This is a genomic window from Amycolatopsis sp. NPDC114484 (assembly GCF_055633755.1).
Window position 1 is genome coordinate 171162 of sequence record NZ_JBVKDQ010000015.1, and the last position, 13515, is coordinate 184676.

Sequence of the window (13515 nt, forward strand, 5' to 3'; positions counted from 1 at the left end):
CATGCGCATCGAACTCGCCGCGCCGAGCAGCGCCGCCGCCGACGAGGAGGTCGTGCTGCGCGCGACGCTCTTCAACGACTCCTACGAACCGGTGCGGGTCTGGCGGAACCAGCTGGTGGGCCCGACCGCGGAAACCGGGCCCGGCGGTCTGGCCGTCCCGGCGGTGGAGGCGACTTACGGTCACGAAGAGGAAGCCCTCGTCCTGCAGCCGTTCACGTTCTACGGCCGGGAGCGCCGGGCTGGCGGTTTCGCGCCCGGCTCAGTGACGATCACCGCCTCTTACCGTTCGCAAGGCGAGGAGTTCCTGTCCGCCAGCACAGAAATCGTGGTGACCTAGCGGTTGTGCGCCCGGGCACGAGAAGTCGTCCCGTTCTTAGCCTCGGAGGCTGTGTCGAAGGATGTGCGTGCCTCTTCGAGGAGTTCTGTCTCGCCCAGGAGTCGCTCGCGGCGAGTGCTTTCTCCTCGACGGCACGGGCGAACCCGCAGCGGATTCGGCACCGTCCGCTCCGGCGCGCCCGCAGCACGCCGAATTCCTCTGCCCGGCAGAACCGCCGCCACGAGATCAGGGCCCGCCGCCGAGCGGTCCGCCGGCGAAACTAGTCACTGACAAGTCGGTGGCATACTCGATGCCATGGCCCGTCGTTACCATCACGGCGATCTGCGGCAGGCGGTGCTGACCGCGGCCGTCGAGGTGCTCGGCGACTCCGGTCCGGCCGCGGTCAACCTGCGCGACCTCGCCCGCCGGGTCGGGGTCTCGCACGCCGCCCCGGCGCATCACTTCGGCGACCGGTCCGGGCTGCTCACCGCGGTGGCCGCGCAGGGGTTCGACCTGCTCGCGGACACTCTCGAGGAGCTGCCGCCGTCGTCGGACCTGCTCGAGGCCGGCGTCGCGTACGTTTCGTTCGCGGTCGAGCACCGGGCGCACTTCGAGGTGATGTTCCGCCCGGAACTGCTCCGCGGCGACGATCCGGACCTGCGGGCCGCGCAGGAGCGCAGCAGCCAGGCGCTGGACTGGGCGATCGCCGGTTTCCGGGACGGAAGCGTCGATCCGGTGGTCGCCGGCGCGGCGGCCTGGTCGCTCGTGCACGGGTTCGCGACGCTGTGGCTGCAGCGGGCGCTGCCCGCGGACGTCGGCGACGACGTCGAGGCGGCTGCCCGCGCGGTGGCGGAATTGCTCGTCCGCGGCGCGAATCCGCCGCCGGGGTAACCCTCCCTGGCCGCCGGGCGTGTGTGCTTCGTCAACCCGGTGCGTCCGCGCGTCATCTGGGCAGGGTTCGCGGCCCGGTGCCATCCTGGGAGGCATGACCCACTACGCACTGACCCAGTCCGTGGCGATCGCGACCGATCTCGAGGCCAAGGGGTTTCTCGGCACGGTCGGCAAGATCGCCGCCGCCACCATCATCTTCTTCATCGCGATCGGCCTGATCGTCGGGCTGGTCCTGGGGTACTTCATCGGCCGTTCGGTCGGACGGCGCCAGGGCAGCGGCGGCTGATCGGGCTAACCCGGCTGTCCGGAACGGGACAGAACCGCGCGCGGCCCTTCACCGGCGCCCGCGCGAGTTCTTATCCTGGGCGGAAAATCGCCCAGGCGAGGGGACGAGTCCATGCGGACCGTGCTCGTAGTGCTGCTGGTGTTCGCCTCGTTGACCGTCCCGCGCGCGGCTGCCGCGGTTTGCGCGCTCTCGTGTGACACTCTCGATCCGTCGCGGGCCGCGCAGGAGAGCTTTCCCTTGCCGGACAAGGACATCAACGGCCGGGTGCTGCGGCTGCACGTCTCCGACCCCGACGGGATGGCGTGGGCCAGCATCGACAACGGCCGCCCCGGCGACGCGGTGTGGCTCGACCGGTCCTGGGACGGCGGGGCCACCTGGGACGGCCTGCTGGGCAAAGCGAGCATTCCGGACACCTGGACCGGCACCCGCACGCTCATGTACAACCTCACCGACCCGGTCGGCCACCGCCGCGGCCTGCTCCGCGCCTGCGGAGACGCGCAAGCGGTCGCGTGCACGGACTGGGTCTACCCGGCCGTCTGCGATGCCGCGTGCGACGGTTCCGCTCCCGGCGCCGGCGACAACCAGCCGGTCGCACCCGCGACGATCTTCGGCCGTTCTGTCCGGCTGCACTTCGACGACCGCGGAATGGCCTGGGCCGGCCTCGATTCCGGCGGCCCAGGCGACGAGATCTGGCTGGACCGGTCTTGGGACGCGGGCGCGACCTGGCCGGACGGTTCGTCGCTCGGCCGCACGAGCGTCCCCTCCGGTGCGACCGCGACACAGACCGCGACCTTCGCTGCCAGGGATCCACGCGGACGGATGAACGGCGGCGCCGTTCGGGCGTGCGGTCGCGAGGCCGCTCATCAGGAAGGCGCTTGCACCGCGTGGGCGCGTCCCGCTCAGTCGCGGGTCGCCGCGGGGGTCGACGCTTTGCTGTGGTCGCAGGACGTTTACCGCGCCTGGTGGCCGTCGAGCTGGTGGAACTCGGCGGTCGCGGTGACCGCACTGGCGAATTCCGGGGTTTCCGGCCTGGATCCGGTCCTGGCCCGGGTATTCGACGTGAACCGGTCGGCATTCCCCGCCGGGGCGCGCAGTTCCGACCCGATCGACGGCGACTTCATCAGCCGGGCGATCGACGACACCGCGTGGTGGGGACTGGCGTGGCTCGCGGCGTACGACCGTACGCACGATGCGCGCTATCTCGCCGAAGCCACGAAAATCGCCGATTACGTGCACGGCTTCTGGGACCCCGGCACCTGCGGCGGGGGAGTGTGGTGGGATCGCGAACGGACGTACAAGAACGCCGTCACCAGCGGCCTCTACCTTCGCCTCGCTGCCGCCTTGCATCGTCGTCTCGACGGGGACACCGAATGGCTGGCCCGCGCCCGCGAGGCGGGGGACTGGTACCTGCGGAGCGGTCTGATCAACTCGTCCGGCCTGGTCAACGACGGTCTCACCTCGGGGTGTGCGAACAACGGCCAGACCGTCTGGACCTACAACCAGGGCCTGGCGATCGGCGGCTTCACCGAACTCTGGCGGGCGACCGGCGATCAGTCCTATGTGGATGCCGCCCGCCGGCTGGCGGACGCGGCGATGACCGGTCTCACGTCGGACGGTGTGCTGGCAGAATCGTGCGACACCGGCACGTGCGATGACAATCAGAAGCAGTTCAAGGGCATCTTCATGCGGTACTTCGGCGATCTCGCCGCTGCTGCCGGCGACCAGAAGTATCGGGATTTCGTGCGGCAGCAAGCGGATTCGGTGTGGCTGCGCGATCGTGACCCGCTGAACCGGATCGGCGAGCGGTGGGCTGGCGGCGCGTCGAACGTGGTGGATTGGCGGACTCAGGCTTCTGGGCTGGAGGCGTTGATCGCCGCCGCGCAGTAGCTTCCGTTGCGCCATACGCGCTGGATCGAGAGGGTGTCGCCGATGGTGACCGTCGGGTCGCCGGTCACCATGGTGAGGTCTGCGCGGAGACCAGGTTTGATCCGCCCGCGGTCGGTCAGTCCGAAGCGCTGAGCTGGGACGGAGGTCGCTGCGCGCAAGGCTTCCGTGGGAGTGAAGCCAGCTTGTGTCAGGAGACTCAGTTCGGCGTGCAGGCTGGCACCGTGGGCCATTCCCGGCGCGCCGAGATGCGCTGCGTCCGTGCCCGCGAGGATGTCGACCCCGGCTTCCTTGAGTGCGGCGAGGGTTTCCAGCGCGTAATCGAAGTGCTTGCGGTGGCTGGTGGCCATCGTGCCGGACAGGTTTTCTCGCCACTCCGGCGTCAGCTTGGGATAGACGCGCCGGTCCTCCGCGAGCTGGCGGCCGACCGGCTCGCCCGTGATCGACGCGAGCACTGTCAAGGTCGGTATCACGAAGGTATTGGCAGCAGCGATCTTCTCGATCAATTGCGCGGTGTGCGGCCGATCGGCGAAGAGATGAGTGAGCCCGTCGACTCCCGCGCCGACGACTTGCTCCACTGTCTCGACGGTCATCGCGTGCGCTAACACCATTTTCCCGCGCTGGTGGCTTTCGCGGACCGTCGCCTCGACCAGTTCGGGAGCGAGGCGGGGCAGGGTGTCGCTCCCGAACAGGCGGCCGTCCTCCACCAGAACTTTGAGATAGTCGGCCCCCTCGGCGATCCTGGCCTCGACAAACGCCGCGACTTCCGCTGGCCGGGTCGCAGTCGGCCACGTCGGGTCGCCTTCGCCCTTCCGCAGCTGATGCGGGTGGCCGCCCGCCGGGGTGAGCCCGATGGAAGGAGAACGCACGTCGGCGAGATCGTTCGAGGTTTTCGTCCGGTGGCGTAACGGAATCATCTGCTCCGGCATGGAGAGCATGTCGAATTCGGTGGTGACCCCGAACGTCAGCGCCTGCCGGAGCGACTGCGCGTCGGTGTGGGTGTGCGCGTCGATGAGGCCGGGCAGCAGGGTGGCCCCGGTGCCGTCGATCGTCTCGACTTCGTCGGGACGATCGCCTCCGACGCTGGCGATCTTTCCGTCAGCGACCTCGACGTCCACGATCCCGAGCGAGTCCTCGCCGTCGAAGACGCGTGCGCCAGTGATGACGTAGTGGTTCACGGAAAGCTCCCGGAGGGTCGGGCGGCGGTGGTTCTGGAACCGTAAGTTGTGCTGATTTCGGTGCCAAGAAGGCACTTTTCCGGTAGCTGGTGAGGTCGGGGTAACCGGGCTGCTTCCGGTCCGGTGGGTTCGGCCCGGCTTCCCAAGGCGGATTCTCCGCTTTGGGAAGCCCGGTGCTGCCCGGGCGCATGGAAGACCCGGACGTCCCGCCGGAACGCCCGGGCCGGTCAGGGGCCAGTCAACGGCCGGTCAGGAGGGAGTGTTCCATTTCTGGTCAGCGGATCCCGTGCAGTCGCGCAGCGCGAGGCGGGTGCCTTCGGCCGTCGCGCCGTCCTTGGTGCCGAGGCAGCGGCCCGAAGCGGGGTTCAGGACGCTGCCGTCGCCGCGGATCTGCCAGTTCTGCGCGGGGGAACCGTCGCAATCCCACAGTTCGGCGAGGTCGCCGGAGGTGCGCAGGCACTTGTCCAGCGAGCGGAGCGTCCCGTCGCGGACCGTCCATTGCTGGGCGCTCGTGTAGTCGCATCCCCACAATTGCACCGCGGTCCCGTTGTCCCGCCCGGAAAACGCGACGTCCACGCATCGGTTTTCCACGCCGGTGACGGTGCCGACCGCGTAGGGGCGGTCGCCGCGGATGAGGAATTCGCTGTCGGCGACATTCCAATGCGCGGCAAGATAGGTTCCGCCCGGCGGCCGGGTGTTGAAGTAGTCGTCGCCGTTGCAGTCGATTTGGTTTTCCGGCGCGCCGGGGCATGATTTCACGAGATGGCCGGGCGGATTCGGCAATCCGCCGTCGTCGTAGCACATGATGTCTTCGTCGTCCCAGCAATGGCCGTTCCGCGACGCGTGCGGTGCGCTCGAGTTCACCGCGCCGAGGGTGTGCAGCAGTTCGTGCCCGCTGGCCTGCCAGGACCAGCACCCGGTGCCGACCGTCGCGTAATGCGGGCCGTTGTTGTACTGGTTGTCCGCGCCGGGCCGGTCGTCCCCGCCGCTGCCGAACGCCAGCCCGCAGCCGTCCTTGTCGTACCAGACCAGGTACTTCCGGTCGGCGCGCTGATAACCTTGCTCCGCGATGGCCCCCGCGATCGCCTGCGGATCGGTCATCCTGGCCGGATCGATCGCGACGTCGTCGATCGTGGCGCGGCAGCTCGCGTCGGTCACGAACCGCACGTGCCGGATCTCGCCGCCGAGCCTCAGCCCGGCCTCGACGAAATCGTCGTCGATCTGGTCGGCGAAAGTGCGGAACTGCTCCGCCAATTGGTCATGCCGGTCCGGCTGGTTGGTCGCGTGCACATAGACCGCCTGGACGCGTTTCCCGCCCTGACCGTCCCCGTCGCACGGCGTGGAATGGGGCGCGGGGGACGCGGACGCCGGCGCGGAAAGCGACAACGCCCCGGCCAGCAGAGCGGCCGCGATCGCCGCCGCACGGGTTCTCTTTCTCACAGGGTTCCGCCTTTCTTCGGAAAATCCACTGCTCGGAAAGTCCACTGTGGAATGCCGGATGACCGCGGAGGAAGTGCGCTCTCGAAGGCGATTCCGCTGCCCGGCGTGGTTGCCAGCGTAAAGACGGTGAGTGATTCGTCAACCGGACCGAGGCCGCTTGACCGGTTTTCTGTCTCGCCGGGGCACCGGACGCGGTGCGGGCGGGCATTCCGGGGGTGCGCGCGGGAAACTTGGGCGCTGTGTGCGGGGATTTTCGCTTGGACGGCCGCACCGGATTTCGGTCGCGTGGGCGAGGCGGCGCGCGTGACGATTCCGGACTTCGGACACTCGGCGGCGGGTTCTTCGCGTTAGGGCGGCGGAACTCCGGCGGGGTCCGGGAGTTCGTGGACCGGCCACCCCTGCCGACCAGTTGCCCCCGCCTGCCTCGCTCGGCTCGGGTGCCCTCGTCCGCCCCTCGGCGGCCAGCCGCCCCTGCACCTCCCTCGCTCGGCCCGGGAGTCCCCAGCCGCCCCTGCCGACACGCCGCCCCGCCTGCCTCGCTCGTCCCGCGAGCCCGCCCACCCGACCAACCAGCCCGCCCCCACCCCCCACCACAACCGCTCAACCTCGGCAAACACCCCTTGCCCGCCTGCCATGCGTGATGTATACATCTTGTCCATGAGCAGTGTACGACAGGCTGGGCGGGCCGGATCCGCGCAGGACGTCACCTATCGGTTCCTCAAGCAGCGCATCGCCGAGCTCCCGCGCGACGGCGGCACCTTCCTCACCGAATCGGAGGTCGCCGAGGCGGCCGGGACGTCCCGTACGCCGGTGCGGGAGGCTCTGTTGCGGCTCGAGGCCGAAGGGTTTCTCGAGATCGTGCCGAAGAAGGGCGCGTTCGTGCCGCCGATCTCCGACGCGGAGGTGCGGGCGGTGATGGAGGCGCGCGAGCTGGTCGAGGACTGGTGCGTCCGCAAGCTCGCCGAGCGCGTCGACGAGGTCTTCCTCTCCGAGCTGGACGGCATTCTCGCGAAGCAGCGCGAAGTGGTCGGCGAACCGGTGCGGTTCATCGAGTTCGACCGGGCGTTCCATCGGGCGATCGTGCGGCGGGCGGGGAATCCAGTGCTGGCCGAGTTCTACGAATCGTTGCGGGACCGGCAGGTCCGGATGGGGCTGCGCGCGGTGGCGGGCAGCGAAACCCGGGCGGAAACGGTGCTGGCCGAGCACGCGGCGATCGTCGAAGCGTTGCGGGGCGGCGAGCCGGAGGCGGCTGGGGAAGCTCTGGCGAAACACTTGTCCAGCACGATGACGGCGTTGCGGGTGGGGGAGCGGCTGTGAAGGTCGCGCTGGTGCAGCTGGCCAGCCCGCCGGACGAGACGGCCGCGGACCGCCGGGTGCGGGCCGGGCGGCTGGTGGAGTCGGCGCGCGGGGCCGAGCTTGTCGTGTTGCCGGAGTTGTGGGCTGCCGGGTATTTCTCGTTCGACGCGTATCCGGACGAGGCGGAAACCCTCGACGGGCCGACGGTGGCGGCGGGGCGCGAGTGGGCGCGCGCCCTGGGTGCGTATGTGCATCTCGGCAGCTTGGTGGAGAGGGACGCGGCCGGGCGGTTGTTCAATACCGCGGTGTTGCTCGCGCCGGACGGCACGATCGCGCATACCTATCGCAAGGTGCACGTCTTCGGATACGCCTCGCGCGAGGCGGAACTGCTCACGCCGGGGGACACGCTCAGCGTCGCGGAAACGGAACTCGGGCCGATCGGGGCGACGACCTGTTACGACCTGAGGTTTCCCGAGTTGTGGCGCGGACTGGTGGACCGCGGCGCGAAGACGGTCGTGGTCCCGGCCGCGTGGCCGGCGGCGCGGCGCGAGCATTGGCGGATGTTCACCTCGTGCCGCGCGGTGGAAGAGCAGGTCGTGGTGATCGCGGTGAACGCGGCGGGCACGCAGCACGGCGGCGTCGAATTGGCCGGTACCAGCCGGATCGTCGATCCTTGGGGCGCCGTGCTGGCGGAGGCGGGCACTGGCGAGGAAGTGCTGCGCTGCGAAATCGATCAATCCATTGTGGACACAGTGCGGGCAGAGTTCCCGGTGCTGGCCGATCGGCGGTGGCCGGTGTCCACAGCAGACTTCACGGGAGCGGGAGTATGAACACGATTGCCCTGCACGTCGCGGGAACCGGGGAAGAACTGGCGTTCGCTCCGGAGCGGCTGGTGGTGGCCGGGTACACCGGGAGCGACGCGGCCGCGGTCGAGGAGCACATCGCCGAACTGGCGGCGATCGGCGTGCCGCGGCCGGAATCGGTGCCCGCGTTCTATCGGCTGGACCCGGAGTTGCTGACGACGGAACCGGTGGTCGGGGTCAGCGCGCCGGGGACGTCCGGCGAGGTCGAGCCGGTGCTGATCCGGCATCAGGGAAGGTATTTCCTCGGGGTCGGGTCCGATCACACCGACCGCGACCTGGAGCGGGACGGGGTCGCACTGTCCAAAGCGGCCTGTCCGAAGCCGCTCGGGGAGGTCGTCGCCGAGCTCGGTCCAGAAGTGTCCGTTCCGGACTGGGACCACGTGGTCGCGGACTCCAGTGTGGACGGATGCCCGTACCAGAAGGGGGAGCTGGCCGCGCTGCGGCACCCGGCGGAGCTGCTCGACCAGCTCGGTCCGGTCGAGGGCGATTTCGCGCTGTACTGCGGCACTTTGCCGTTGCTCGGCGGGGAATTCACCTACGGCGCGTACTGGCGCGTCCACCTGGAACTGCCCGGCGGCCCGACCCTGACCCACGCGTACGAAACGAAACAGAGGAGCGAGTGATGCGCAGCGGAGCCGACTACCTGGCCGCACTGAAAGGCCCCCGGCGGATCTACCTCGACGGCGCGCCGGTCGAGGACGTCGCCCACCACCCGGCGTTCGCGCCGATCGCGAAGACCATCGCGGAACTGTTCGACCTCGCGGCCGATCCGGAGTCCGGCATCTCTGTCACCGACCCGGCGACCGGGTCCACAGTGAACCGGCTGTTCACGCCGCCGCGCAGCCGGGAAGACCTGAAGGCGTACCGCGAAGCGGCGACCACCTGGGCGCGGCACACGCACGGCTGGGTCGGCCGCAGCCCGGACCACGTCGGCGCGTTCGTCGCGGCGTTTTCCGCGCACCCGGAGGCGTTTTCGCAAGGGGAGCGGGACTTTTCGGCCAACATCGCCGCGTACCACAAGCGAGTGCTGGAGGAGAATCTGTACGTCTCCTACGCGATCATTCCGCCGCAGGTTTCGCGGGCGACCACCGCACACGCCTGGGAAGGCGACCTGATCCAGGCTGGCGTCGCGGAGGAGCGCGAGGACGGCATCGTGATCCGCGGCGCGCAGATGCTCGCGACCGGCGGCGCGGTGGCCGACGAGATCTTTGTGTCCTGCATCAAACCGCTCGGCCCGGAGGACGCGGACTTCGCACTCGGCTTCGCGGTTCCCGTTGACGCAGAAGGGCTTAAGCTTTACTGCCGCCGTCCATATGCGCCGGCCGCCACGAGTGAATACGACTATCCGCTCACCTCGCGCTATGACGAAACCGATGCGCTGGTGGTCTTCGACGACGTCTTCATTCCGTGGGAGCGAGTGTTCGTCTACCGGGATGTCGCCGGATTGCGGCGACAGTTCTTCGACACCGGCGCGCACGTGTTCGGCAACTGGCAGGCGCAGATCCGGTTCATGGTGAAGACGCAGTTCATCGCCGGGCTCGCGCGCAAGGTCGCGGCGGTCAACGGAGTCGACAAGTTCCCTGGCGTGGTCGAGAAGCTCGGCGAGCTGGCGAGCCTCGCGTCCATTGTGGAATCTTCGGTGCTGGCCGCGGAATACACCGCGGAACCGGACGGCAACGGCATGTGGCGGCCGGGCTCCCGCGCGGTGTACGGCGCGATGGGGCTGCAGGCCGAGTTGTACCCGCGGCTGCTGGCGATCCTGCGCGACCTGGTCGGCGGCGGGGTGCTGCAGGTGCCCTCCAGCGTCGCGGACCTGACGAATCCGGAGACCCGCGCCGATATCGACAAATACATCCACAGCCCGTCCGCGCCCGCGGAGGAGCGGGTGAAGCTGTTCAAGCTCGCCTGGGACGTCGTCGGCAGCGAATTCGCCGGACGCCACCACCAATACGAGATGTTCTACGCCGGCGCGCCGTTCGTGGTGAAGGGCTACGCCTTCCGCAACTACGGCTTCGACGACGCGCTCGGCGACATCGACACCTTCCTGTCCAGCTACGACCTCGACGGAGCGATCACCCGATGACCAAGCCGGAGCACGAATTCTTCCCGGTGGCCGACGTCGCTTTCACGGTGTGCCCGGGCGGCGACCCGAAGATCACCGAGCGGATTCTCGCCAAGGACCCGGAAACCGGGGTGGCGACGCGGATCCTGCGCTACGAACCGGGGGCCGATTCGACGCCGATGGGCGTGCAGAAGCACGATTTCTGGGAGGAGGTCTACATTCTCGAGGGCTCGTTCACCGATCTCACACTCGGCCGGACGTTCACCGCGGGGATGTACGCCTGCCGTCCGCCGGGCATGCCGCACGGCCCGTGGCGGACCGACGAGGGGGTCGTCACGTTCGAGGTCCGCTACCCCGCCTGAACCCGCTCGTGGGCGCTCGCCGCGGCGAGCGCCCACGAGACCCTTCGCAAGGAGAACGCCATGATCACCACCTCGTCGACGGTCGACCCGATGACGATGCGCCGCACGATGGGGCGTTTCGCCACCGGCGTCGCGGTGGTCACCACCCGGGCGGCGGGGGTGCCGCACGGGATGACCGTCAACTCGCTGACGTCGGTTTCGCTCGACCCGCCGCTGCTGCTGGTGTGCCTGACGATCGGCGCGCGCAGCACCGAAGCGGTCATCGAGGCGGGCCGGTTCGCGGTCAACATCCTTTCCGCGCGCCAAGAACAGCTCGCGCTCCGCTTCGCCCGCCGCGGCGAGGACCACTTCGCCGGGCTGGAGGTGACCGAGGGCAGGCACCGCGTGCCGGTGATCCCGGACGCCTTCGCGCACCTCGAATGCGACGTCGAGCGGCATCTGGTCGCCGGCGACCACGTGGTCGTGTTCGGGCACGTGCGCAGCGTGTGCGAGCGCGACGGCGAACCGCTGGCGTTCCACGGGGGCCGGTTCGCGGACCTCGCCGACCGGGCCGACGAGCCCGTGCACTGGTTCTTCTGAAGCAGTTCCCAGAGGGGAACACGCCTCGGTGGCTGCGCCAACAGCCACCGAGGCTTCCGGTACCAGCACTTCATCCGCGTCACGGACCCTCCGACCACAGGAGCCGAAATGGCCGATACCTCTCGCGAACGTAACAGAAAACGCCCGCACACGCGGCTGGGGGTGGTGGCGGCTTCGAGCCTCGCCGGCACCGCCGTCGAATGGTACGACTTCTTTCTGTACGGCACCGCGTCCACCTTGGTCTTCAACAAACTGTATTTCCCGTCGCACGACCCGTTGGTCGGCACGGTTCTAGCCTTTGCCACTTACGCGGTCGGCTTCCTCGCCCGGCCGCTGGGCGCGGTGGTGCTCGGCCACCTCGGCGACCGTAAGGGACGGCGGTCGACACTCATCGCCAGCCTGCTGTTGATGGGCGCGTCGACCTTCTTGATCGCTCTGCTGCCCACTTATGAAGCGGTCGGCGTTCTTGCGCCGTTGCTGCTCGTCGTTTGCCGCTTGGTGCAAGGGTTCGCGCTCGGCGGCGAGTGGGGCGGAGCGGTGCTGCTGGTGTCCGAGCACGGCGGCAGCGCTCGGCGGGCGTTCTGGTCTTCGTGGCCGAATGTCGGTCCGCCGCTGGGAAATCTGCTTGCCGCTGGGGTGCTGGCGGTGCTCGGCGGGGTGCTGCCGCCGGCGCAGTTCTTGTCGTGGGGCTGGCGGATCGCGTTCGGGTTGTCCGCGGTGCTGGTGCTGATCGGGTTGTGGCTGCGGCTTTATGTCGCGGAAACACCGTTGTTCAAGGACGCGCCGAAGCCCACGGGATTGCCTGCCGGAGTGGTGATCCGCAAACATTGGCGCAGTGTTCTTCTCGCCGCGGCGACGCGTTTCGGGGAGAATGCCGGGTTCTATCTGTTCTCGTTGTTCGTGATCACTTATGCCACGACTGTGCTCAAAATGGACAGTTCGGTCGGGTTGACCGCGGTGTTGATCGGGCAGGCGTGTGCGGTGGTGACAATCCCGCTGTTCGCCTTGCTGGCCGACCGGATCGGACGGCGACCGATCTACGTCGTGGCTTCGGTGGCGACGATCGTGTGGGCCTTCGTGTTCTTCGCCCTGGTCGACACGCGAAGCCCGGGGTTGATCATGGTCGCGGTGGCAGGCGGGTTGCTGATCTTCGCCGCGTACAGCTCGGTAATCGGCGCGTTCTTCGCGGAGCTTTTCCCGACCGAGGTGCGGTACTCCGGGGTTTCGCTGGCTTACAACCTGGCGTCGGTGCTGGCGGGCTCGCTCGCGCCGATCATCGCGATCGGGTTGTACGCGAAGTTCGGCACCGGGTATGCGATCGGGGTGTATCTGGCGGTGATGGGCTTGATTTCCTTGGTGGCTTCGTTGCTGGCCAAGGAAACGAAGTCGGTCGATCTTGGGTTGGTGGCCGGGAAAGCGAAGGAGGAGGTCCGGGCACCCGTTGACTGAACGCTGATCGGCCCTTCACAGCCTTTCCAGCCGATACCCGGAACCGTGGGCGACTAGGCGGCCGCCAGTGGGAGAGGCGAAATGGGTGCCCAGCACAAGAGTTCCCGAATCGGCTAGCCCGGCCAAGAGGCGGCGGCGGGTCTTCTCGGATTCCGCCGGATCGATGTCCACCGACGCGCCGATCTCCGGGTGCGCGAACTGCACCGGATGGTGCACCGCGTCCCCGGTGATCAGCGCGGTTTCGCCGGAGCTGGTCAGTTCGATCGAGACGTGCCCCGGGGTGTGGCCGGGCGTCGGCAGCAACCGCACGCCGGACACGATTTCCGTGCCCTCGGCGGGGACGTCGACCAGGTCCAGCAGTCCCGCGCGCTCCACCGGCAGCACGGAATCCCCGAACATCTGCCGCCGCGGTCCGTCCATCTCGTAGCCCGCCCAGAACTCCCGTTCGGCACGAGCCGTGACGTGCCGGGCGGAGGCGAACGTCGGCACCCATTCGCCGTCCTGCTCGCGGGTGTTCCAGCCGACGTGGTCGGTGTGCAGGTGGGTGAGCAGCACCAGGTCGACCTCCTCCGGCGCGAACCCGGCGGCGGTCAGCGCGTCCAGGTATCCGGTGTCGAGGTCGTGCCACGCCGGGTTGGCGCGGGTTTTCCCGTTGCCGACGCCGGTGTCGACGAGGATCTTCATCCCGTCCTTCTCGAACGCGAAACTGTGGCTGTGCAAGCGGATCACACCGCCGTCGGCGAAGTCCGGATGCAGCCAGTCCTCGCCGGAGACGACTTCGGCGGTCGCGCCGGGGAGCAGCCACGGCCCGGTCGCGGCACCGAATTCGATCTCGTCGACCCGATGGACGGTGACCTCGCCGACGGTCCAAGACATGAGCAGCTCCTCCTTAACGCAATATGTTTGCTT

14 protein-coding genes are annotated in these 13515 nt (G+C 68.8%); 11 read left to right on the top strand and 3 right to left on the bottom strand.

Annotation, left to right across the window (positions count from 1 at the left end):
- Window position 1: 1 nt before the first annotated feature.
- The 4 genes from ACZ7SW_RS31535 (at window position 2) to ACZ7SW_RS31550 (ending at window position 3380) form a co-directional block, all read left to right on the top strand.
- Window positions 2-337, top strand: coding sequence for a hypothetical protein (locus ACZ7SW_RS31535; RefSeq protein ID WP_470233995.1), 336 nt, complete (start codon window positions 2-4; stop codon window positions 335-337).
- A 294-nt stretch (window positions 338-631) separates the two neighbouring features.
- Entirely contained in the window at window positions 632-1207 is a 576-nt protein-coding gene (locus tag ACZ7SW_RS31540) for a TetR/AcrR family transcriptional regulator (protein ID WP_470233996.1), read from the top strand.
- Between the two features lie 94 nt (window positions 1208-1301).
- Complete coding sequence (locus tag ACZ7SW_RS31545; protein ID WP_470233997.1) at window positions 1302-1493, top strand: hypothetical protein; 192 nt, start codon at window positions 1302-1304, stop codon at window positions 1491-1493.
- Window positions 1494-1604: 111 nt separating this feature from the next.
- Window positions 1605-3380, top strand: coding sequence for a glycoside hydrolase family 76 protein (locus ACZ7SW_RS31550; RefSeq protein WP_470233998.1), 1776 nt, complete (start codon window positions 1605-1607; stop codon window positions 3378-3380).
- Here ACZ7SW_RS31550 and ACZ7SW_RS31555 read toward each other — a convergent pair.
- Window positions 3338-4555, bottom strand: coding sequence for an amidohydrolase family protein (locus ACZ7SW_RS31555; RefSeq protein WP_470233999.1), 1218 nt, complete (start codon window positions 4553-4555; stop codon window positions 3338-3340). The two genes, ACZ7SW_RS31550 and ACZ7SW_RS31555, sit on opposite strands and share 43 nt — an antisense overlap.
- 249 nt (window positions 4556-4804) lie before the next feature.
- Window positions 4805-5995 (bottom strand): ricin-type beta-trefoil lectin domain protein, encoded by a 1191-nt coding sequence (locus ACZ7SW_RS31560; RefSeq protein WP_470234000.1) that lies wholly within the window; start codon window positions 5993-5995, stop codon window positions 4805-4807.
- A gap of 657 nt (window positions 5996-6652) precedes the next feature.
- Here ACZ7SW_RS31560 and ACZ7SW_RS31565 point away from each other — a divergent pair.
- The 7 genes from ACZ7SW_RS31565 to ACZ7SW_RS31595 all read left to right on the top strand — a co-directional run bounded on the left by ACZ7SW_RS31565 (window position 6653) and on the right by ACZ7SW_RS31595 (window position 12606).
- The gene (locus tag ACZ7SW_RS31565) at window positions 6653-7312 is read left to right on the top strand and encodes a GntR family transcriptional regulator (protein ID WP_470234001.1); all 660 of its coding nucleotides are present in this window, start codon (window positions 6653-6655) and stop codon (window positions 7310-7312) included.
- A complete protein-coding gene (locus tag ACZ7SW_RS31570; RefSeq protein WP_470234002.1) occupies window positions 7309-8121 on the top strand; it encodes a carbon-nitrogen family hydrolase in 813 nt (270 codons plus the stop codon). Before ACZ7SW_RS31565 ends, ACZ7SW_RS31570 begins: the two co-directional genes overlap by 4 nt.
- On the top strand, window positions 8118-8777 hold the full coding sequence (locus tag ACZ7SW_RS31575; RefSeq protein ID WP_470234003.1) for a DUF2848 family protein: 660 nt from the start codon (window positions 8118-8120) through the stop codon (window positions 8775-8777). Before ACZ7SW_RS31570 ends, ACZ7SW_RS31575 begins: the two co-directional genes overlap by 4 nt.
- On the top strand, window positions 8777-10237 hold the full coding sequence (locus tag ACZ7SW_RS31580; RefSeq protein ID WP_470234004.1) for a 4-hydroxyphenylacetate 3-hydroxylase family protein: 1461 nt from the start codon (window positions 8777-8779) through the stop codon (window positions 10235-10237). Before ACZ7SW_RS31575 ends, ACZ7SW_RS31580 begins: the two co-directional genes overlap by 1 nt.
- Window positions 10234-10578: a cupin domain-containing protein gene (locus tag ACZ7SW_RS31585; protein ID WP_470234005.1), complete on the top strand. Its 345-nt coding sequence runs from the start codon at window positions 10234-10236 to the stop codon at window positions 10576-10578. Before ACZ7SW_RS31580 ends, ACZ7SW_RS31585 begins: the two co-directional genes overlap by 4 nt.
- A 60-nt stretch (window positions 10579-10638) precedes the next feature.
- Window positions 10639-11157: a flavin reductase family protein gene (locus ACZ7SW_RS31590; RefSeq protein ID WP_470234006.1), complete on the top strand. Its 519-nt coding sequence runs from the start codon at window positions 10639-10641 to the stop codon at window positions 11155-11157.
- A 108-nt stretch (window positions 11158-11265) separates the two neighbouring features.
- Window positions 11266-12606 carry an MFS transporter gene (locus ACZ7SW_RS31595; RefSeq protein ID WP_470234007.1) on the top strand — a complete coding sequence of 447 codons (1341 nt, stop codon included), beginning with the start codon at window positions 11266-11268 and terminating at the stop codon, window positions 12604-12606.
- A gap of 15 nt (window positions 12607-12621) precedes the next feature.
- On the opposite strand, the gene ACZ7SW_RS31600 is transcribed toward ACZ7SW_RS31595, so the two are convergent.
- Entirely contained in the window at window positions 12622-13482 is an 861-nt protein-coding gene (locus ACZ7SW_RS31600) for an MBL fold metallo-hydrolase (RefSeq protein WP_470234008.1), read from the bottom strand.
- Window positions 13483-13515 lie beyond the last annotated feature (33 nt).